The organism is Belnapia sp. F-4-1 (assembly GCF_000802185.1).
Classification (GTDB): Bacteria; Pseudomonadota; Alphaproteobacteria; order Acetobacterales; family Acetobacteraceae; genus Belnapia.
Genome location: NZ_KN676113.1, coordinates 3,307,626 through 3,327,008, shown reverse-complemented (window position 1 = coordinate 3,327,008; position 19,383 = coordinate 3,307,626). Strand labels below are relative to the sequence as shown.

General features: G+C 71.4%; 22 protein-coding genes. 11 read left to right on the top strand and 11 right to left on the bottom strand.

From position 1 onward, the window contains the following. The 3 genes from LH62_RS15725 to LH62_RS15715 form a co-directional block, all read left to right on the top strand. Positions 1-1,169: FlgK family flagellar hook-associated protein (locus LH62_RS15725; protein WP_201445510.1), on the top strand; the 1,169-nt coding region annotated here is incomplete at its 5' end. A gap of 13 nt (positions 1,170-1,182) precedes the next feature. Then, positions 1,183-2,250 carry a flagellin gene (locus LH62_RS15720; RefSeq protein WP_043362824.1) on the top strand — a complete coding sequence of 356 codons (1,068 nt, stop codon included), beginning with the start codon at positions 1,183-1,185 and terminating at the stop codon, positions 2,248-2,250. 85 nt (positions 2,251-2,335) lie between these two features. Then, on the top strand, positions 2,336-2,797 hold the full coding sequence (locus tag LH62_RS15715) for a flagellar biosynthesis repressor FlbT (protein ID WP_052214558.1): 462 nt from the start codon (positions 2,336-2,338) through the stop codon (positions 2,795-2,797). Here LH62_RS15715 and LH62_RS15710 read toward each other — a convergent pair. Further along, positions 2,794-3,024 (bottom strand): hypothetical protein, encoded by a 231-nt coding sequence (locus LH62_RS15710; RefSeq protein WP_043362823.1) that lies wholly within the window; start codon positions 3,022-3,024, stop codon positions 2,794-2,796. The two genes, LH62_RS15715 and LH62_RS15710, sit on opposite strands and share 4 nt — an antisense overlap. A 200-nt stretch (positions 3,025-3,224) precedes the next feature. Here LH62_RS15710 and LH62_RS15705 point away from each other — a divergent pair, with 200 nt between their 5' ends. Beyond that, on the top strand, positions 3,225-4,274 hold the full coding sequence (locus LH62_RS15705; protein WP_144404504.1) for an AbrB family transcriptional regulator: 1,050 nt from the start codon (positions 3,225-3,227) through the stop codon (positions 4,272-4,274). 1 nt (position 4,275) lies between these two features. On the opposite strand, the gene LH62_RS15700 is transcribed toward LH62_RS15705, so the two are convergent. Beyond that, the gene (locus LH62_RS15700) at positions 4,276-4,926 is read right to left on the bottom strand and encodes a tyrosine-protein phosphatase (protein ID WP_043362818.1); all 651 of its coding nucleotides are present in this window, start codon (positions 4,924-4,926) and stop codon (positions 4,276-4,278) included. Between the two features lie 106 nt (positions 4,927-5,032). Between LH62_RS15700 and LH62_RS15695 the strand changes: the two genes are divergently transcribed. Further along, positions 5,033-5,236 (top strand): hypothetical protein, encoded by a 204-nt coding sequence (locus LH62_RS15695; protein ID WP_043365928.1) that lies wholly within the window; start codon positions 5,033-5,035, stop codon positions 5,234-5,236. An 18-nt stretch (positions 5,237-5,254) separates the two neighbouring features. On the opposite strand, the gene LH62_RS15690 is transcribed toward LH62_RS15695, so the two are convergent. Further along, positions 5,255-6,232 (bottom strand): tripartite tricarboxylate transporter substrate binding protein, encoded by a 978-nt coding sequence (locus LH62_RS15690; RefSeq protein WP_043362816.1) that lies wholly within the window; start codon positions 6,230-6,232, stop codon positions 5,255-5,257. Between the two features lie 71 nt (positions 6,233-6,303). Between LH62_RS15690 and LH62_RS15685 the strand changes: the two genes are divergently transcribed. Next, positions 6,304-7,833: a sodium:proton antiporter gene (locus LH62_RS15685; RefSeq protein ID WP_043362812.1), complete on the top strand. Its 1,530-nt coding sequence runs from the start codon at positions 6,304-6,306 to the stop codon at positions 7,831-7,833. Positions 7,834-7,842: 9 nt separating this feature from the next. On the opposite strand, the gene LH62_RS15680 is transcribed toward LH62_RS15685, so the two are convergent. Together LH62_RS15680 and hemF are read right to left on the bottom strand one after the other, a co-directional pair. Further along, the gene (locus LH62_RS15680) at positions 7,843-8,823 is read right to left on the bottom strand and encodes an NADPH:quinone reductase (RefSeq protein WP_043362811.1); all 981 of its coding nucleotides are present in this window, start codon (positions 8,821-8,823) and stop codon (positions 7,843-7,845) included. Between the two features lie 64 nt (positions 8,824-8,887). Beyond that, entirely contained in the window at positions 8,888-9,778 is an 891-nt protein-coding gene (gene hemF, locus LH62_RS15675) for an oxygen-dependent coproporphyrinogen oxidase (protein ID WP_043365927.1), read from the bottom strand. 245 nt (positions 9,779-10,023) lie between these two features. Between hemF and petA the strand changes: the two genes are divergently transcribed. Genes petA through LH62_RS15660 form a run of 3 tightly spaced genes read left to right on the top strand, consistent with a single transcriptional unit; the run spans position 10,024 to position 12,618 of the window. Beyond that, positions 10,024-10,560 (top strand): ubiquinol-cytochrome c reductase iron-sulfur subunit, encoded by a 537-nt coding sequence (gene petA, locus LH62_RS15670; protein ID WP_236552560.1) that lies wholly within the window; start codon positions 10,024-10,026, stop codon positions 10,558-10,560. Between the two features lie 11 nt (positions 10,561-10,571). Next, positions 10,572-11,843 carry a cytochrome b N-terminal domain-containing protein gene (locus tag LH62_RS15665; protein WP_043362806.1) on the top strand — a complete coding sequence of 424 codons (1,272 nt, stop codon included), beginning with the start codon at positions 10,572-10,574 and terminating at the stop codon, positions 11,841-11,843. A 1-nt stretch (position 11,844) separates the two neighbouring features. Continuing rightward, positions 11,845-12,618 carry a cytochrome c1 gene (locus tag LH62_RS15660; RefSeq protein WP_043362803.1) on the top strand — a complete coding sequence of 258 codons (774 nt, stop codon included), beginning with the start codon at positions 11,845-11,847 and terminating at the stop codon, positions 12,616-12,618. Between the two features lie 107 nt (positions 12,619-12,725). On the opposite strand, the gene LH62_RS32405 is transcribed toward LH62_RS15660, so the two are convergent. After that, the gene (locus LH62_RS32405) at positions 12,726-12,860 is read right to left on the bottom strand and encodes a hypothetical protein (RefSeq protein ID WP_255359998.1); all 135 of its coding nucleotides are present in this window, start codon (positions 12,858-12,860) and stop codon (positions 12,726-12,728) included. Between the two features lie 123 nt (positions 12,861-12,983). Here LH62_RS32405 and LH62_RS15655 point away from each other — a divergent pair, with 123 nt between their 5' ends. Beyond that, the gene (locus tag LH62_RS15655) at positions 12,984-13,871 is read left to right on the top strand and encodes an S-methyl-5'-thioadenosine phosphorylase (protein ID WP_043362802.1); all 888 of its coding nucleotides are present in this window, start codon (positions 12,984-12,986) and stop codon (positions 13,869-13,871) included. A gap of 183 nt (positions 13,872-14,054) precedes the next feature. Next, on the top strand, positions 14,055-14,789 hold the full coding sequence (locus LH62_RS15650) for a Crp/Fnr family transcriptional regulator (protein ID WP_160299841.1): 735 nt from the start codon (positions 14,055-14,057) through the stop codon (positions 14,787-14,789). Between the two features lie 4 nt (positions 14,790-14,793). Here LH62_RS15650 and LH62_RS15645 read toward each other — a convergent pair whose 3' ends face one another. From LH62_RS15645 to ccoG, 5 genes are read right to left on the bottom strand one after another with little or no spacing between them, the layout of a single operon-like run. Next, the gene (locus LH62_RS15645) at positions 14,794-14,976 is read right to left on the bottom strand and encodes a hypothetical protein (protein ID WP_043362800.1); all 183 of its coding nucleotides are present in this window, start codon (positions 14,974-14,976) and stop codon (positions 14,794-14,796) included. Then, positions 14,973-15,137 carry a cbb3-type cytochrome oxidase assembly protein CcoS gene (gene ccoS, locus LH62_RS29360; protein ID WP_082012596.1) on the bottom strand — a complete coding sequence of 55 codons (165 nt, stop codon included), beginning with the start codon at positions 15,135-15,137 and terminating at the stop codon, positions 14,973-14,975. The genes LH62_RS15645 and ccoS overlap by 4 nt, the downstream gene beginning before the upstream one ends. Then, a complete protein-coding gene (locus LH62_RS15640) occupies positions 15,125-17,461 on the bottom strand; it encodes a heavy metal translocating P-type ATPase (protein ID WP_043362797.1) in 2,337 nt (778 codons plus the stop codon). Before LH62_RS15640 ends, ccoS begins: the two co-directional genes overlap by 13 nt. Next, positions 17,458-17,931 carry a FixH family protein gene (locus LH62_RS15635; RefSeq protein WP_043362793.1) on the bottom strand — a complete coding sequence of 158 codons (474 nt, stop codon included), beginning with the start codon at positions 17,929-17,931 and terminating at the stop codon, positions 17,458-17,460. The genes LH62_RS15640 and LH62_RS15635 overlap by 4 nt, the downstream gene beginning before the upstream one ends. Beyond that, positions 17,928-19,379 (bottom strand): cytochrome c oxidase accessory protein CcoG, encoded by a 1,452-nt coding sequence (gene ccoG / locus LH62_RS15630; protein ID WP_043362791.1) that lies wholly within the window; start codon positions 19,377-19,379, stop codon positions 17,928-17,930. The genes LH62_RS15635 and ccoG overlap by 4 nt, the downstream gene beginning before the upstream one ends. Between the last annotated feature and the right edge of the window lie 4 nt (positions 19,380-19,383).

Sequence of the window (19,383 nt, the reverse complement as noted above, 5' to 3'; positions counted from 1 at the left end):
GGGCCCCCCCCGCCGATGCCGGGCAGCAGCGGGCGGCGCTGGCCGCGGCAGGCGCCGTCGCCCGTCGGCTCAACGACGTCTCGGCGGCGATCGGCGCGGCACGGCAGCAGGCGCAGGACGGCATCGTCACCGAGGTCGCCACGGCCAATGCGGCGCTGAAGCAGATCGCCACCCTCACCGTGCTGATCAAATCCGGCACCGGCGGCGACCGGGCCGGGCTCGAGGACGAGCGCGACCAGGCGATCGCCGCCCTCTCGCAAAGCATGGAGATCCAAGCCGTCCGCAAGCCGGATGGCGACCTGCTGCTCATCGCCCGCGGCGGGCTGGTGCTGCCGCTCGACCGGGCGCGGGACCTGCTGGCGACGACGCCAGCCTCGGTCGCGCCGGATGCCTTCCATGGCGCCGGCGGCACCCTGCCGGGGATCACGCTGAACGGTGCCGACGTCACCGGCCAGATCGCCGGGGGCCGGCTCGGCGAATACGTGGCGATGCGCGACCGCACCCTGCCGCGCTACCAGGCGGAGACGGACCTCGTCGCCGCCAACCTCGCCAGCCGCTTCGACCGGCAGGGGCTGACGCTCTTCACCGATGCGGATGGCAGCACGGTTCCCGACCCGGCCCTGCCCTATGCCGGCAGCGCGCAGGCCGGCTTCGCCGGACGCATCCGGCTCGGCAGCGCGGTCTCGGCCGACCCGAGCCTGCTGCGCGACGGCACCCATGCGGTGACGCCGAGCGCCGGCGGTCCAGACGGCTTCATCCCCAACCCGCCGGGCGGGCCAGCTGGCTTCGCTACCATGATCGAGCGGGTGCTGAACCACAGCCTCGGCGCCGAGGCCTCGGAAGGCAATCCCTGGCCGCCGATCGCCAGCGCCGGCCTCGGGCCGGACGGCACGCTGGCCTCGCCCTTCATGCCCGCGGCGCGGATCGCCGACTATGCCAGCGCCGTCACCGCCGCGCAGCTCGGCGACCGTGCCGCGGCGACCGAGGCGAAGGCCCAGGCGGCCGGGCTGCAGAATGCGCTCAACGACCGCTTCACCGCCACCTCCGGCGTCGATGTCGATGCCGAGATGGCGGGGATGGTGACCCTGCAGAACGCCTATGCGGCCAATGCCAAGGTGATCAGTACCCTGCAGGCCATGTGGGATTCGCTGCTCGGCGCCATGCGCTGAAGGAGAAGGACCGATGCCGGGGATCGACATCATCGGGCGGCTCGACACCGACACGGCGGTGCTGCGCGCCCGGCTGCTGACGCTGACGCGGCAGCAGGCGACCGGGCTGAAGAGCGAGCGGCCCGCCGATCTCGGCGCGCAGCTGCCGCGGGCGCTTTCCCTGCGGGCGGAGATCGCGCGGCGCGACACCTATGGCACGCTGATCGGCCAGGCGCTCTCGCGCACCGAGGCGACGCAGCAGGCGCTCGGGCGGATCGCCGACATCGCCCGAAAATTCGGCTCCGTCATCGCGGTGAAGCTGGATGCAAACAACCCGGACGTGCTGCCGCTCTATGCCAGCCAGGCGCGGCAGGCGCTGGTGGAGGTGGGCCAGCTGCTGAATGCGCAGCAGGGCGGCGAATACCTCTTCGGCGGCAGCGACTTCGCCAATCCGCCGGTGCCGGACCCGGACGGGTTGCCGACCGGCGGGATGGCGGCAGGGATCGCCACGGCCATCGGCATGCTCGGCGGCGGCAATGCGGCGGCGGTGGCGGCGGCGACCAGGGCGGCGGCGCTCGACGACAGCACCGGCGTCACCCCCTTCTCCGCCTTCGTCGCCGACCCGTCGCGCGGCGGCGGCGAGCCGCGGCGGAGCGTGGTCTCGGCCGATGGCACGGCGACGCCGATCGGCCTCTTCGCCAACCGCAACGCGGCCGCGACCTCGGCGGGGGAGACCACCGGCTCCTGGGCGCGGGACCTGTTGCGGGGCCTGGCGAGCATCGCCGCCCTCACCCCGGCGCAAACCGCCTCCCAGGAGGATTTCAAGGCGCTCGCGGATACCATCCGCCACGGCTTGCAGAGTGCCTCCAACGCGCTTGCCGACGAGCAGGGCGCGCTCGGCCAGACCGAGCAGCAGCTCACCGACATGCAAACCCGCCACGGCCAGATGCACGATTCCCTGAAGGCGCAGCTCGCCGATATCGAGGAGGTGGACATGGCTGAAGTGCTGACCCGTATGCAGGCGACCAAGACCGCGCTCGAGGCCAGCTACAACGCGATCGGCACGATCGCCTCCCTCAGCCTCGTGAGCTACCTGCGCTGAAGGGCGTGCCGGGTTTCAGTCCGCGTTAAGCGACGCATGCGACGATCCGCCAACTCTCCGCCACGCGGAGCCGAAAGGAACAAGAATGTCCACGCTGGTGCTCGAACTGCGGCAGGGCGACATGATGGTCGTCAATGGCGCCCCGATCCGCTTCCGCAACCGCACGCGGATCGAGCTGGCGGCCAAGGCGCGCTTCCTTTTCGGCAAGCAGATCATGCCGCCGGAAGCCGCGACGACGCCGGCCCGCCGCATCTACTTCGCCCTGCAGACGGCCTATATCGGCACGGATGAGGAGCGGGCGGGCGGCCTGCAGGCGGCGCGCGCGCTGATCAGCGACTTCCAGCAGGCAACAACCTCGGCCTTGGCGCGGGAGATGCTGCGCCAGGCGCTGGGCTTCGCCGAAGCCGATGACTGCTACCAGGCGCTGAAGCTGGCGCGGCGGGTGATGCGGCACGAGGAGGAGGTTCTCAGCATCGCACCGCTCGCCACCACGCGGTCGCCCGGCCAGCCCGAGGGGCGGGCGACGCTGACGCTGAACGGCGGCTAGGCGGGTTCGGCCATGGGTGGCGTGGGCTGCGGTGACGGCTGGGCGGCGCGGTGCTCCGCTCCGCCGCGGCGCTGGGCGGAGCGGTAGGCATCCAGTTCTCGCTGCGTCGGCAAGGTGGCGGCGATGGCGCCGGAGCGGTCGCGGAATTCCATCACCACGATGCCAAGCGAGGGGTCGATCCGCATGCTCGGGTTGGGCTGCGCCATCGGCCGCGGGTCCGGCGCCATGGCCGCTACGGATGCCGCCGGGCGGACATGGGAGGAGTCCGGGCCGCGGCTGGCGATCGGGGGAATGGCGTTCGGCGGGATGATGGTGGCTGATAGGCGGGATAATGCGACGGCGGTGAATCCCGGGTTAAGGCCGTCTCAAAATAACGACAAGCCCCGGCGGTTTGACCTCCGCCTGGGCGTGGGCGACCCTGCCGCGCTTGACCCGTCTCCCCTCCCTGCTCCGCACCCAGCTCGTCACCGCCGCCGGCGCGGCGCTCGGAGGCGGGGCGATGGACCTGCTGCATGTGCCGCTCGCCTGGATGATCGGGGCGATGACGGCGACCGCGGCGCTGGCCTGGAGCCGGCCGGTTGCGATGCCGGGCTGGGCACGGCCGGCGGGTCTCGTCTTCCTCGGCCTCGGGCTCGGCATCACCTTCTCCGGCCCCGTGCTGGCGGCGGTGATGGGCGCCCTGCCGGTGATGCTGCTCGGCGGGGTGCTCGCCATCCTCTCCGGCCTCGTCGTCGCGCAGCTCTTCACCCGCCTGGCAGGGACGGACCGGCAGACCGGCTTCTTCTGCGCGGTGCCGGGCGGCGTCATCGTCATGGCGGTGCTGGCGCAGGAGGCGAAGGCCTCCGTCCCGACTGTCACCCTGGCGCAGACCATGCGCGTCCTGGTCGTGGTGCTGACCTTCCCGCCGCTGCTCGGCTGGCTGGCGCCGCATGGCGACTTCGCCGATTTCACCGCGGCCCGGGCGGAAACCTGGTGGCCGGGGCTGATCGGCATGGCGGCGGCGGGGCTTGTGCTGGCCTGGCCGTTGCAACGGATCGGCATGGCGAATCCGTGGATGCTCGGGCCCTGTGCCCTCGGCATCGCCCTTGCCGCGAGCGGCCATCTCCCGTCCGGCGTGCCCGTGCCGCTGATCGACGCGGCCCAGGTGGCGATGGGCGCCTCGCTCGGGACGCGGCTGACGCGGAGCTTCCTCATGGCCTCGCACCGGCTGGCGCTCGCGGCGGTGATCTCGGCCGGGGTCCTGTCGCTGCTGTTGACCCTGCTCGCCGTCGGGATCGGGGCCGCGGCCGGCCTGCCCTATGCGGCGATGATCCTCGGCATGGCGCCGGGCGGCATGCCGGAGATGGCGCTGACGGCCAAGGCGCTGGAGCTCGGCGTGCCGCTGGTGCTCGGCTTCCATCTGACGCGAACGGTGCTCTGCAACCTCCTCGTCGGGCGGATCCACCGGATGGCGGTGCGTTTCGGGCTGCTGGGCTGACCTACTCGCGGCGGAGGATGCCGTCCACCAGCCGGTCGGCCCAGGCGCGGGACTGGAAGGCCTCGCGCAGCGCCGCCTCGGAATAATCGTCGCGCAGCCAGTCGAGGAAGGGCTTGCCCTCCCGCGCATGGGCTGCGGCATAGGCGAGGAAGAAGGCATCGAGGATGCCCGTGCGGCTTTGCCGGACATGGCCGTGCCGGAGAGAGAGTTGCGCCAGCGCCTCCGCCGGCGGCCGCCCCTGCAACAGGAGCCAGAGGCCGGCGGCGAGGCCGGTGCGGTCGGCGCCCGACTTGCAATGCATCAGCGCCGGCTCCTCCATGGTGCGGAAGATCTCGGCCAGACGAAGGATGCGGTCCTTGTGCGGGGCGCCACGGCTCTCGAAAGGGGCGTCGATATGCACGAGGCCGAGTTCCGCCGCCGCCGCCCGGCCAAGCCGGTCGGAGCCGCAGCCGGTGCGCTCGCCGCGCAGGTTGATCACCGTGCGCAGGCCGAAGCGGCGGGCGGCGGCCGCGAGCTGCCAGGGCATCGGGTGGTTGGAGCGGTAGAGCCGCCCGGCCTCCACCACCCCCCAATTCCGCCAGCCCAGGCGCAGCAGGGCGTGGTCCACGAACAGGCTGTTGAGCCAGAGCGGCGCGGTGCTGGAAGCAGGCATGGCGGGGGTATGCGGCGCGGCGCGGCGGATTACCAGGGGCGGGCGGCGGAACGCGCCGCGCCGGGGCGGCGTTGAGGGGGATCACACGCTAACAATGGGGGACGCCATGTCATCCAAGGCTCATCTGCCGCCGGTCCCGCCGGCCAACCGCAGCCCGCATGGCCCGGGGGCCCAGAGCCCCGAGGGCGACATGGGCGCCCAGCAAGCCGAGGCCACGAAGTCGAGCCGCGACCGCAACCTCGGCGAACAGGGCCGGCAGGGCGACATCAAGCAGAACACCACCCACCAGGGCTACCAGCAGGACCGGTAACCCCGGCGGAGCGGCGCCTCAGTCCATACGGGCGCCGGAGATGCGGACCATCTCCTTGAGCATCGGCCGCTGGCTCGCGGCGTGCTTCACCGCATCCTCCGGCGTGCTCCAGACGCAGCGGGCGCCGGTCTGCTCGAAGCGCCGCTGCATGGCGGGGTCCTCCGCCACCTCCTTCATCGCCGCATTCACCCGCTCGACGATCGGCCGCGGCATTCCCGCCGGGCCGACCCAGGCGCACCAGGAGGTGACGGTGAAGTCAGGTATACCGGCCTCGCCCATGGTCGCGATGTTCGGCAGGGAGGGCCAGCGCTGCGGGCTGGTCACGGCGAAGGCCTTCATCCGGCCTTCCTGGATCACCGGGATGTAGCTGGCCAAGTTGTCGATGGCGAAGGTCAGGTCGCCCGCCAGCATAGCCGGGATGATCTGCGCCGCGCCGCGGAAAGGGACATGCTGGCCGTCGATCTTCTGCCGGTCGCAGAACATGCTGCCGCAGAGATGCGCCGTGGTCCCGACCCCCGGGCTGCCGAAGGAGACGCCGTTCGTCCGGGCGCGGGCCCATTCGATGAATTCGCGGGCATTGTTGGCGGGGCAGAATTGCGCCGGCGCCACCAGCACGTTCGGCAGCTCCCAATGCATGGAGATGACCGAGAAGTCCTTCTCCGGGTCGAAGGGCAGCCGCGAGTAGAGGAATTGCGCGATGGAAAGGTTGGCGATGGTCGCCGGGCCCTGGGTATAGCCGTCCGGCGCGGATTTCGCGATCGCTTCCATGCCGATGTTGCCGCCGGCGCCAGGGCGGTTCTCCAGCACGTAATTCTGGCCGAGCTTCTGGCCGAGTTGCTCGCAGACCAGGCGTGCCAGCACATCGGTCGAGCCACCGGGCGGCCAGGGGATGATGGCTCGGATCGGCCGGTTCGGCCAATCGCCGAGGGGCTGGGCCAGGGCGGGGGCGGCGAGCAGGCCCGGTGCGCCCGCGAGCAGGGCGCGGCGGCGGATCATGTTGGTTCTCTCCCGGATTCGGTTTCGCCAGGGCAAGATGACCGCAGAGCCCTCGCCGGGAAAGGTGCCGCATGCTGATCTTCGAGACGGTCATCCTCCTGCTGCTGGCCGGCGCGTTGCTGGCGACGCTGGCGAAGCGGCTGCGCGCGCCCTATCCGGCGCTGCTGGCGCTCGCCGGCACCGGCGGCGCGCTGGTGCCCGGGCTGCCGGAGGTCACCCTCGATCCGGAGCTGGCGCTGGCCCTCTTCGTCGCGCCGACGCTGCTCGATGCCGCCTACGATGCCTCGCCGCGCGACCTGAAGGCCAACTGGCGGCCGGTCGGCGGGCTGGTGCTGGTCTGCGTGCTCTGCACCGCCTTCGCCGTCGCCTGGGTGGCGCGGCTGATCGAGCCGGGCCTGCCCTGGGCCGCGGCGATCGCGCTCGGGGCCATCGTGGCGCCGCCCGATGCCTCGGCCGCGGCGGCGGTGCTGCGGCAGCTGCGGCCACCGCACCGGGTGCTGGTGATCCTGGAAGGCGAGAGCCTGCTGAACGACGCGACGGCGCTGCTGCTGTTCCGCGTCGCGGTCGGCGCCGCCATGGGCGGGGCGGTAAGCGGCTGGCAGGTGGTGCCGCTGCTGCTGCTGACCTGCGGCGGCGGGGCGCTGTTCGGCATCGCCGCCGCCTGGGTCTGGCTCAGGCTGTCGATGCACAGGGAGGACCTGGCGGTTGCCGTGCTGGTGCAGTTCCTCGGCACCTTCGCGGTCTGGCTGCTGGCGGAGCGGCTGGGCCTTTCGGCCATCATCACCATGGTGGCCTATGCGATGACGATCGCCCGCCTGGCGCCGTCACGGATAGGGGGCAAGGAGCGAATCGCCAGCTATGCGGTCTGGGAGGTGGCGGTCTTCGTCCTCAACCTGCTGGCCTTCATCCTCATCGGGTTGCAGCTGCGCGGCATCCTCGACCGGCTGGGCGGGTGGCAGTGGCGCGATGTCGGCTTCGCCGCGGCCGCCTGCGCCGTCGTCATCCTCATGCGCTTCGCCTGGGTGATGGGCTATGTCTTCGTCGCCCGCCTGGGCAAGCGGACCGAGCGGTCACCGACCATAGCGGGCGGCATCGTCATATCCTGGTGCGGCATGCGCGGGATCGTCACCCTGGCCGCGGCGCTGGCCCTGCCGGAAGACTTTCCCTACCGCGACCTGATCCTGCTGACCGCCTTCGCCGTGGCGCTGGTGACCCTGGTGCTGCAGGGGCTCAGCCTGCGCTGGCTGCTGGAGCGGCTCGGCCTGCCGGATGACGGCGGGGTGGAGCGGGAGGTGGCGCTGGCCCGACAGGCGACGGCGCGGGCAGCACTCGAGGTGCTGCACGCCGCCCCACCGGGCCGGGCGGCGGAGGTGCTGCAGCGGGAATATCTCGCCCGGCTGAGCCCGGCGGAGGGCGGCGGCGAGGATCTCGCCGGCTTGCAACGCCAGGCGGTGGCGGCGCAGCGGCGGGTGCTGGCCGCGCTCCGCTCCTACGGGACGATCGGCGACGACGCCTTCCATGTCATCGAGGAGGAGATCGACCTCCTCGACCTCACCGCCGACCCGCGCATCCGCGACCTGAAGGCCCGGCCCGAGGGCTGACCGGCCTGGTCAGCAATCCAGCACGAGGTTGCCGATATAGGCGCCCTTCTCCACCGCATCCTGCGCCGCGGCGCAGTCGGCGAGCGGGGCATGGGCGGCGACCGCATGGCGGAGCAGGCCGCGCTCCAGCCAGGGGGTCAGCGCGCCGAGGGCGGTTGCGCGCTGGGCCGGGCTCAGCTCGTAGACGATGAAGAAGCGCAGCGCGATTCCGCGCAGGATGGCGGCGCCGAAATTGACCGCCGCCTCGGCGCCGTTCGCGCCATAGGCGGCGCAGACCCCGCCCGGGGCCATGAGGCGCGGCAGCAGCGGGGCGTTGCCGGTGACGTCGACCTCCACCACCCGGTCCACCCCCTGGCCGCCGGTCAGCGCCAGGACGCGGTCGGCGACATCCTCGCTGCGGTAATTCACCGCATGGTCGGCGCCGGCGGCCATGGCATGGGCCGCCTTCGCCTCGCCGCTGACGGTGGCGATGACCTGGGCAGCCCCGAGCAGCCGGGCGAACTGGATGGCGTAGTGGCCGACCGAACCCGCACCGCCGGTGACCAGCACCCGCTGGCCGGTGACCCCGCCATCGGTCAGCACGGCATGGAGGGCGGTCAGCGCCGGGATGCCGAGGCAGGCGCCCTCGGCGAAGCCGGTATGCTCGGGCAAGGGCACCGCCTGCTCCGACGGCAGGGCGATGTATTCCGCGGCGGTACCGAAGGGCCGCTTCCATTGGCCGTTCCAGATCCAGACCCGCTGGCCGATGCGCTGGCGCGGCACCCCCTCCCCCACCGCCTCGACATGGCCGGCGCCGTCGCTGTGGGGGATGACGCGGGGGAAGGCCATCGGCCGGCCGCGGCCGCTGCGGCTCTTCCAGTCGGAGGGGTTGACGCCGGAGGTGGCGAGGCGGACCAGCACCTCGCCCGGCCCCGGGCTCGGCGTCGGCAACTCGCCATAGGTCAGAACCTCGCCGGCTGGGCCTTGCCGGTCGTACCAGACTGCGCGCATCGGGCGTCTCCTCGGTATTCCGCCCCAGCCTGGACCAGGGCGGCGGGAGGCGGCAATGCGCCTGTCAGGGCCATTTCGCTTCCGGCGGCAGGGACATGAGGATCGCCTCCACATTCCCGCCGGTCTTCAAGCCGAACAGCGTGCCGCGGTCGTGGAGCAGATTGAATTCCACGTAGCGGCCGCGGCGGATGAGCTGATGCTCGCGCTCGGCCGGCGTCCAGGGCTCGCGCATCCGGTGGCGGATGATGGCCGGGTAGCTCTCCAGGAAGGCGAGGCCGACATCCTTGACGAACTCGAAGTCCCGATCCGCCCCATGGCCGGGCGTCCGGTCGCCGAGCCAGTCGAAGAAGATGCCGCCGAGCCCGCGCGCCTCGCCCCGGTGGGGGAGCCAGAAATACTCGTCGCACCAAGCCTTGAAGCGCGGGTAGTAGCCGGGATCGTGGCGGTCGCAGGCCGCCCGGTAGGCGGCGTGGAAGCGAACGGCGTCCTCCCCCGATTCGGGGGCGTCGAGCGCCATTGGGGTGAGGTCGCCGCCGCCGCCGAACCAGGCGCGGGAGGTGGAGAGGAAGCGGGTGTTCATATGCGCCGCCGGCACCCGCGGGCTGCGCATGTGGGCGACGAGGGAGATGCCGGTGGCGAAGAAGCGCGGATCCGCCTCGGCACCTGGGATCTGCTTGCGGAATTCCGGAGAGAACTCGCCATGGACGGTGGAGCAGTTGACCCCGACCTTCTCGAAGACCCGGCCCTTCATCACCGCCATGACCCCGCCGCCGCCGCCCTCCCGCGTCCAGGCGGTGCGCTCGAACCGGCCGGGCGGCATGCCGGCATGGGGGCCCGTGTCGCACTCCCGCTCGATCGATTCGAAATCGGCACAGATCCGGTCGCGCAGGCTCTCGAACCAGAGGCGGGCGGGCTCGGCCAAGCGATGCGCGGCGGGGTCCTGGCCGGGGGGCATGGTCTCGGTCACCGATTTCCTCTCCTTGGCGCCGGCGGGGCGAAACAATAGCCGGATGATTGCCCGCCCGGCGGATTGCCACCCTGCATAGCGTACCTTTATATGCGGCGCAGCGCGTCAGGGGGCACGATCCATGCTTGGCGGATCCTGTCCGACCCGACCGCAGCAATCGCATTCGGCCCTCCCCTCCCGCCCCGGGAGTAGGCGAGGGCCGCGATCAGGGACGATGAGGCATGGCCCATAGCATGGCGCAACCGGCGCCGCAGGAAGGCGAGACCCGCCGGGATTTCCTGCAACTCGTGGCGGGTTCCTTCGCGGCGGTCGGCGTCGGCGCGATCGCCTGGCCATTCATCAGCTCGATGAACCCGGCGCGCGACACGCTGGCAGTCTCCACCACGGACATCGACCTGAAGCCGATCGCCGCCGGCTCCGCCATCACGGTGGTCTGGCGCGGCAAGCCGGTCTTCGTGCGCAACCGCACCGAGGATGAGGTCAAGGCGGCCCGCAATGTGCCGCTCTCCGAGCTGAAAGACCCGCAACCGGACCAGACACGGGTCAAAAAAGATCAGTGGCTGGTCGTGATCGGCATCTGCACCCATCTGGGATGCATCCCGCTCGGGCAGAAACCCACCGACCAGCGCGGCCCCTTCGGTGGCTGGTTCTGCCCGTGCCATGGCAGCGCCTACGACACCTCGGGCCGCATCCGGCAAGGGCCGGCGCCGACCAACCTGGCTATTCCGAGTTACGCCTTCACCTCCGATACGCAGATCCGGATCGGCTGAGGAGCCCACCCATGGCCACTGGCCTTCACAAGAGCGACTTCCAGAACCCGGTCATCCGCTGGGTCGATGCCCGCCTGCCCGTCTTCACCATGATGCAGAAGGAGTACGGGACGTTCCCCACGCCCCGTAACTTCAACTACTTCTGGAATTTCGGCGCGCTGGCCATGGTCAACCTCGTGATCATGATCGCCACCGGCATCTTCCTGGCGATGAATTACACGGCGCATACCGGCATGGCCTTCGACAGCGTCGAGCGCATCATGCGGGACGTGAATTACGGCTGGCTGCTGCGCTATGCGCACGCCAACGGCGCCTCGATGTTCTTCATCGTCGTCTACATCCACATCTTCCGCGGGCTCTACTACGGCTCCTACAAGGCGCCGCGCGAGCTGCTGTGGATGATCGGCGTGGTCATCTTCCTGCTGATGATGGCGACGGCCTTCATGGGCTACGTGCTGCCCTGGGGCCAGATGTCCTTTTGGGGCGCGACCGTCATCACCAACCTGTTCAGCGCCTTCCCGCTGGTCGGCGAGAGCATCGTCACCTGGCTCTGGGGCGGCTTCAGCGTCGACAACCCGACGCTCAACCGCTTCTTCAGCCTGCACTACCTGATGCCCTTCATGATCTTCGGCGTCGTCTTCCTCCACGTCGCGGCGCTGCACATCACCGGCTCCAACAACCCGCTCGGGATCGACCCGAAGGGGCCGCAGGACACGGTGCCGTTCCACCCGTACTACACGGCGAAGGACAGCGTCGGCCTCGTCGTCTACTTCATCGTCTTCGCGGCGCTGGTGTTCTTCTTCCCGAACCTGCTGGGCCATGCGGACAACTACATCCCGGCGAACCCGCTGGTGACGCCGCCGCATATCGTGCCGGAATGGTACTTCCTGCCCTTCTACGCGATCCTGCGCGCGGTGCCGGACAAGCTCGGCGGCGTGCTGCTGATGTTCGGCTCCATCGCCATCCTCTTCGTGCTGCCCTGGCTCGACACCTCGCCGGTGCGTTCCATGCGGTTCCGCCCGCTGGCGCGGCCCTTCTTCGCGGTGTGGTGCCTCTGCTTCATCGTGCTGCTTTATGTCGGCGGCAAGCCGCCGGAGGAGCCCTTCGTCACCATCGCCCGGGTCGCCACGGCCTATTACTTCCTGTACTTCCTGGTGATCCTACCGCTGCTCGGGCGGCTGGAGCGGCCGCTGCCGCTGCCGGAGAGCATTGCCCGCCCGGTGCTGCGCGGCGGTGGGCCGCTGCCGGCGGGCGCCATGAGCAAGCCGATGGAGAAGGCCTGATATGCCTGCTTTCCCTAGCCTTCGGGCGCTGGTCCTCGGCCTCGGGCTGATGGCGGGGGCGACGCCCGCCCTCGCCGCCAGCGAATCCATCAGCTTGCCGGATACACGCTTCTCCTTCGACGGTCTGTTCGGGCATTTCGACCGCGCTTCGGCGCAGCGTGGCTTCCAGGTCTACAAGGAAGTCTGCTCAAGCTGCCACTCGATGCACCTGCTCGCCTACCGCAACCTTCGGCAGCTCGGCCTTTCCGAGGCCGAGGTGGCGGGCATCGCGGCGACGGTGCAGGTGATGGACGGGCCGAATGACGAGGGCCAGATGGTGGAGCGGCCCGGCCGCGCCTCCGACCGGTTCAGGAGCCCCTTCCCCAACGAGCAGGCGGCGCGGGCGGCCAACAACGGCGCCTACCCGCCGGATCTTTCGGTCATCACCAAGGCACGCGAGGGTGGGGCGGACTACATCCATGCCCTGCTGGTCGGCTATGAAGACCCGCCGGCCGGCATGCAGATCGCCGATGGCATGCACTACAACAAGTACTTCGCCGGCCATCAGATCGCCATGCCGCAGCCGATCAGCTCCGACGGGCAGGTTGAGTACCACGACGGCACACGGGCGACGGTCGACCAGATGGTAACCGACGTGACGCAGTTCCTGACCTGGGCGGCGGAGCCGGAGCTTGAGGAGCGGAAGGCGATGGGCGTGAAGATCATCCTCTTCCTCACCATCCTCGGCGGCCTCGCCTATGCGGTGAAGCGCAAGGTCTGGGCCGACGTGCATTGACCCCATGGCGGTGCCGCTGGGCGCCGGTTGCCACTCGATGACCGGGGCTTCGGCAGGGCTCGGGTTGTAGACAAGGAAAGGGCCGCCCTCGGGCGGCCCTTTGCAATTCAGGGGGTCGGCTTGGTGGGCAGGTCGGGCGGCGGCAGGGCGGTGCCGCGCTCGACGCGGTTGCTCTCCATCGGCGGCCTCGCGGGGCTGCAGGCGCCGAGCAGCAGGAGCAGGCAGGCAAGGCGGGCGGTCATCGGGCGACTCCGATCGGCGTTTTGCGGCACAGCATGGCCCGCCGCGTCCGGCCCGGCCACCGCCCGCGGTTGATCCCGCGACGCGGCTGGCCCAAAAGCCGCTCATCTTTCGGAGATGCACCCATGCCCGACATGATCGAACCCGTCATCGGCCTCATCGGCGGCTCCGGCCTCTACGACATCGACGGGCTGGAGGAGCGCGAGTGGCGCCGGGTGGAGACGCCCTGGGGCGACCCTTCGGACGAGCTGCTCTTCGGGCGGCTGGCCGGCGTGCGCTGCGTCTTCCTCCCCCGGCACGGGCGCGGCCACCCGACGCCGCCCTCGGCGCTGAACTACCGGGCCAACATCGACGCGCTGAAACGCTCCGGCGTCACCGAGATCCTGTCCCTCTCGGCTGTCGGCTCGCTGCGCGAGGACCTGCCGCCCGGGCATTTCGTCATCGTCGACCAGTTCATCGACCGCACCTTCGCCCGCGAGAAGAGCTTCTTCGGCCCCGGCTGCGTGGCGCATGTCTCGGTGGCGCATCCGGTCTGCCCGCGCCTCGGCGATGTGCTGGAGGGAGCGGCGCGCGGCCTCGGCCTGCCGGTGACGCGGGGTGGGACCTATCTCGTCATGGAGGGGCCGCAGTTCAGCACCAAGGCGGAGAGCGAGCTTTACCGGTCCTGGGGGTGCAGCGTCATCGGCATGACCAACATGCCGGAGGCGAAACTCGCCCGCGAGGCGGAGCTCTGCTACGCGACCGTCGCCATGGTCACGGATTTCGACTGCTGGCACCCGGACCATGACCATGTGACGGTGGACCAGGTGGTGAAGGTGCTGTTCGGCAATGCCGACAAGGCGCGGGCGCTGGTGAAGGCGGTGGTGCCGGAGCTCGGCCAGCCGCGCGGCCCCTGCCCGGCCGGCTGCGACCGTGCCCTCGACCATGCGCTGATCACCGCCCCCGAGAAGCGCGACCCCGCCATGCTGGCGAAGCTGGATGCGGTGGCCGGGCGTGTGTTGCGCGCGGCCTGAGGAGGATCCGAGGACCGGTGCACCCCACCGGTCGCACCGCGGGCTTTCGCCTTTGCAACGACCCGTGCGCCGTCTGGTAGGCGGCATGAAGGCAGCCCACCCTGGATGGATTGCTCACGACACCGTGCTTGCATAGTGCAGTACGAATCCGCAGAGTCCTGTCTTGAACCTGGGAGAACATCATTGGGCACTCCGGCCCCCCTTGCCGTGCGGCAGAGCCTGGCCTCCCTCTGCGGGAGCTGTGCCGGTTCCTTCCGCGGCCTGTGCCATGGGCTGGACGGGGCGGATCAATTCGCCCTGTCGGAAGCCTCGTCGCTCGTGCGGCTGCCGGCGCGGGGGGCGGTCTTCCGCGAGGGCGACCGGGCCAATGCGGTTTTCACTCTGGTCGATGGCGCCGCGAAGCTGCTGCGCACCCTGCCGGACGGGCGGCAGCAGATCATCGGCTTCCGCTTCCCGGGCGACCTGATCGGCTTCACCGCCCGCGAGCGCTACCCCTGCGATGCCGAGCTGGTCTGCGAGGCAACCGTCTGCCGCGTCGACCGCGGCAAGCTGGAGGCGATGAGCCGCGGCTGCTCCGGCATCAGCCATCGCCTGCTGCAGCTTTGCGCCGAGGACTTGGCGGCCGCACAGGAGCAACTGGCTGCCATGGCGCAACGCAGCTCGGAGGGCCGGGTCGCCGCCTTCCTGCTGATGCTGCGCGACGCCACCCGCCGCAATGGCGGCTCCGGCCTCGACCTCAGCCTGCCGATGACCCGGGCTGATATCGGCGACTATCTGGGCCTGACCATCGAGAGCGTCAGCCGGGTCTTCGCCGCCTTCCGCCGCGGCGGGCTGCTGCGCGAGCCCTCGCGCGGCGAGGTTCGGCTGCTGGACATGCCGGGCCTCGAAGCGCTCGCCACCGGCGAGGGTGCGCATTAGGGGCTCAGTAAGCCGCCTCGCGCTCGTCGAAATGCCGCTTGATGCAGCCGAACGCGAAGAAGGTGCCGAAGCCGAAGAGCCCGAGGCCGAAGGCCTGCAGGTAGTCATGCGCCGCGGCTGCGGCGAAGAGGCCGGTCACGGCGATCAGCACGGAAAGGACGAGGAAGAACGCGCGGCTCGGGATCATCGGGGCTGCCTTTCTGTGGGTCCGGTGTCGTCGAAGAGGATGCGGGCGCCGGCGCCGTCGAGATCCTCGTACTGGCCGCTGCGGAGCGCCCAAAGGAAGCCGAGAAGGCCGAGCAGCCCGAGCGCCAGGGCGACGGGAACGAGGGCGATCAGCGCATCCATCGGCCGGGCCTTTCCGCGCGCAATGCATTGAGGATCACGGCGATGGAGGAGCTGGCCATCACCGCCGCCGCGCCGAGCGGCGTCACCAGCCCGGCAACCGCCGCCGGCACCGCCACCAGGTTGTAGGCGAGGCTGAAGGCGATGTTCTGCCGTGCCAGTGCCTGGGCCCGGCGGGCGGCGCGGATCGCCTCCGGCAGGGCGAGCAGCGCCTCGCCGCGGAGGGCGAGATCGGCTGCGACCTGGGCCAGGTCCTGAGCCCCGGGAGCGGCGACGGCGGCATGGGCGAGGGCCAGCGCCCCGGCATCGTTGATGCCGTCGCCGACCATCAACGGGTGCCGGCCGGCGGCGCGCAGCTCGGCGATTCGGGCCCGCTTGGCCTCGGGGATGGCCCCGCCCTCCCAGGCCTCGATGCCCAGTTCCGCCGCGACGCGGGCGACCGTGGCGGGTGCATCGCCCGACAGCATCTCCACCGCTAGGCCGAGGCTGCGCAGTGCCTCGACCGCGGCCCGCGCATCCGGCCGCAGCGCATCGGCGAAGCGGAAGGCAACGGGCTCCGAGCTGCCATCGGTGAACCAGAGCACCGGCGTGTCGCCCTTCGCCGCCACGCCGCAGAAGCGGGCGCTGCCCAGGCGGGCGGCGCCGGCGGCCATGCCCTGGCCGGGATGCTCCACCGCATCGCGGCGCAGCGGCGCCTCGGGACAGGCGGCGAGCAGGGCGCGGGCCAGCGGGTGCCGGCTGCCGCGGGCGAGGCCGGCCGCGGCGGAGAGATCCTCGGGCGTCCAGTCGCCGGGCAGCAGGCACGGCCTGCCGCAGGTCAGGGTGCCGGTCTTGTCGAGCACGACATGGTCGATGCCGGCCAGCCGCTCGAGCGCGGTCGGCGAGGTCACCAGCACGCCGCGCCGGAACAGCGCCCCCACCGTCACCACCTGCACCGCCGGCACCGCGATGGCGAGGCCGCAGGGGCAGGTGACGATCAACGCCGCGACCGCCGGCACCAGCGCCGCCTGCCAGCCAAGCCCGGCGCCGAGCCACCAGCCGAGGAAGGTGCCGGCCGCGACGACCAGCACCGTCGGCACATAGAGCCGCGCCGCCTTGTCGGCCAGGGTGACGAAGCGCCCGCGCGCCGCCGCTGCCTGCTCCAGCAGCCGCGCCGTGGCGGCGAGCGAGCCCTCCGCGGCCGCCGCCGTCACCCGCAACACCGCCGGCGCGCCCATATTGACCGCGCCGGCCATCACCGCCGCGCCCGGGGCGACCGGCTGCGGCAGGCTCTCGCCCGTCGTCGCGGCGAGGTCGAAGAGGCCCGGCGCGTCCTCCAGCACCGCATCCAGCCGCAACCGCTCGCCGGCGGCGAGCAGGATGCGCTCGCCAGGCCGCACGGTGCCGGCGGGGACATCCTCGGCGCGGCCATCCGGCATCAGGCGGCGGACCATGCCGTCCTGCAGGGCAAGCAATTCGGCGACAGCCCGGCCGGCACGGCCGCGCGCGGTGCGGTCGAGCAGGCGCCCGGCGAGCAGCAGGGCGAGCAGCGTCGTCGCCCCGTCGAACCAGGTGAAGGGCCCGTTGCGCCAAGCCTCGGAGAGCGACATCGCCGCCGTCGCCAGCACACCGAGGCTGATCGCCACATCCATGTTGGTCCGCCGCGCCCGCAGCGCCGCCAGGGCCGAGCGGTAGAAAGGCAGGCCGGCGAGGGCTATGGTCGGCAGGCCGATCAGCGCGGCGAGCCAGTGCATGAAGCCGCGCGTCTCGGTGCCCATGTCGTCGCCCACCCAGACGGCAACGGAGACGAGCATGACGTTCATTGCCCCGAAGGCGGCGATGCCGAGGGCGCGGGTCAGGCTGCGCGTCTCGGCATCCTCGGCGGCGCGGAGGCAGGCCGGGGTGAAGGGCACGGCGCGGAAGCCGAGGCGGTCGAGCAGGGTGGCGAAATCCTCCGCCCTTTCCCGCTCGCCCCGCCAGCGCAGGGTGAGGCGGCGCGTCGTCAACGCGGCGCGGGCGGCGAGCATGTCCGGCTCGGCGGCCAGGGCCTGCTCCACCAGCCAGACGCAGGCGCCGCAGCGCAGGCCGGAAACCATCAGGTCGAGCCGCCAGAGCCCCGGCGCCTCCGCGACGGCTGCGGCGGCAAGCGGGACGGGCGGCGCGGCATCCGGCCGCAGCGCGCCATCGGCCGCGCTGCGCCGGCGGTAGAAGGCGTCGAGGCCGAGCCCCTCCACCAGCCCATGCGCCGCCTCGCAGCCAGCGCAGCAGTAGCGGGCATCGGCCGCCACCGTCCCGCCGCAATGGGCGCAGGCGGCGGTGGGGATGGCGATGCGGCCGATGACGCTCATGGCGCGATCACCCTCTGGCGGATGTCGAGATGCTGGCCGGCAGCGTCGAGCAGGGTAAGACGCGCCTCCCATTGCCCGGCGGCGGGCGGCTGGGCAGGGGCGGACCAGCGGCCTGGCGCCACCTCGGTGAAGTCGAGCGGCACGGTCCGGCCGTCGAGCGGGCGGAGCAGCAGGCCTGTGAGCGAGCCCTCGACCGGGGCGCCCACGCGGTCCGCCACGGCGACGGAGAGGGTGCCTTCCGCCAGCGTGACATGCGCCCGCCAGCCAAGCGCCGCCTGGCGCTCCGCCTCCGCGATGATGTGGTTGTAGGCGCGGCCCCGGTCATAGGCACGGCCGGTGGTGGTGCCGGTGAAGCTGCGCACGGCCGAGGTGATCAGCACGGCGTTCACGCCCACCACCAGCAGCATCATGCCGACGAAGACCCAGGGGATCCAGCGGCCACGGGCGGGGTCGAAGCTGCGGGCGGTCATGGTTGCGGTCCCAGGAAAACGCTCTCCGCCGCGGCGACGGGGACGCCGGTGGCATCGAGCAGGCGGAAGCGGATGGGCTGGCGCTCGGCCGCATGCGGGGCGGTGACGAGCGCGCGGAAGCTGGCGACGCCGTCGCCCTGCACCGGCAGCAGCGGCCGGCCGGCGGCATCCGTCGCCACGTCCTGCACCAGCAGCCGCAGGCTTGGCGCTTCCTCCAGCACCAGCGTGTAGCGGCCGCCCTCGCGGCTCTTATTGGCCAGCTTGAGCAGGTAGGCGTTACGGATGCCGCCATCGGAAAGGCGGACGAAGGGTGGGGCGCGCTCCGGCAGCACGGTGAGCGAGAGCGTCTCGCGCAGCAGCAGCGCGCCAAGCATGGTGGTGGCGACAACCGCAAGCACACCGGCATACATCAGCGTCCGCGGCCGCAGCAGGCGGAGAGGGCGCCGCGCGGCCATGCCGGCCGAGTGGCGCGCGGGGCCCGGCTCCAACGCCGCCGCCGCGGCGGTGCTGGCGGCGAGGTTGGCCAGGGTCTCGAAGCCGATCAGCCCCTGCGGCCGATGCAGCTTTCGCATGACGTCGTCGCAGGCGTCGATGCAGAGGCCGCAGCCGATGCAACCGAGTTGCTGGCCCTCGCGGATGTCGACCCCGGTCGGGCAGACCTGCACGCAAGCGCTGCAATCGACGCAATCACCGGAACCGGCATCGCGCGGCTTGCCGCGCGGCTCGCCGCGCCAGTCGCGGTAGGTGACGACCAGGCTATCGGCATCCAGCATCGCGCCCTGGAAGCGCGGCCAGGGGCACATATAGGTGCAGACCTGCTCGCGGGCGAAGCCGGCCAGCACATAGGTGGTCGCGGTGAAGAGCGCGAAGAAGAACCAGGTTTCCATCGAGGCGCCGAGGGGGGAGCGCATCAGCGTCGGCGCATCCTGGAAATACATCACCCAGGCTCCGCCCGTAGCCGCGGCGATGCCGAGCCAGGCGGCATGCTTGGCGAGGCGGCGCAGCGTTCGGTCGCGCGAGGGCGGGCCGGCATCGCGCTTCATCCGCGCGTTGCGGTCACCCTCGATGCGGCGCTCGACCCAAAGAAAAAGATCGGTCCAGACGGTCTGCGGACAGGCGAAGCCGCACCAGACGCGGCCGAAGAGCGAAGTCGCGGCGAAAAGGCCGATGGCGGCGAGGATGAGCAGCCCGGTGAGGAAGTAGACTTCCTGCGGCCAGAGCTCGATCCAGAAGAAGAAGAGGCGGGCATGCTGCATGTCCACCAGCACCGCTTGGTCCGGCACGCCCGGGCCACGGTCCCAGCGCAGCCAGGGCACCAGGTAATAGAGGCCGAGCAGGATGCCGAGCACCGCCCATTTGGCGCGGCGCACCCGGCCCTGTACCGAGCGCGGATAGATCTTCCGATGCGCGGCGTAGAGCGAGGCCGGGGGCGGTCCGATATCGGGCATGACG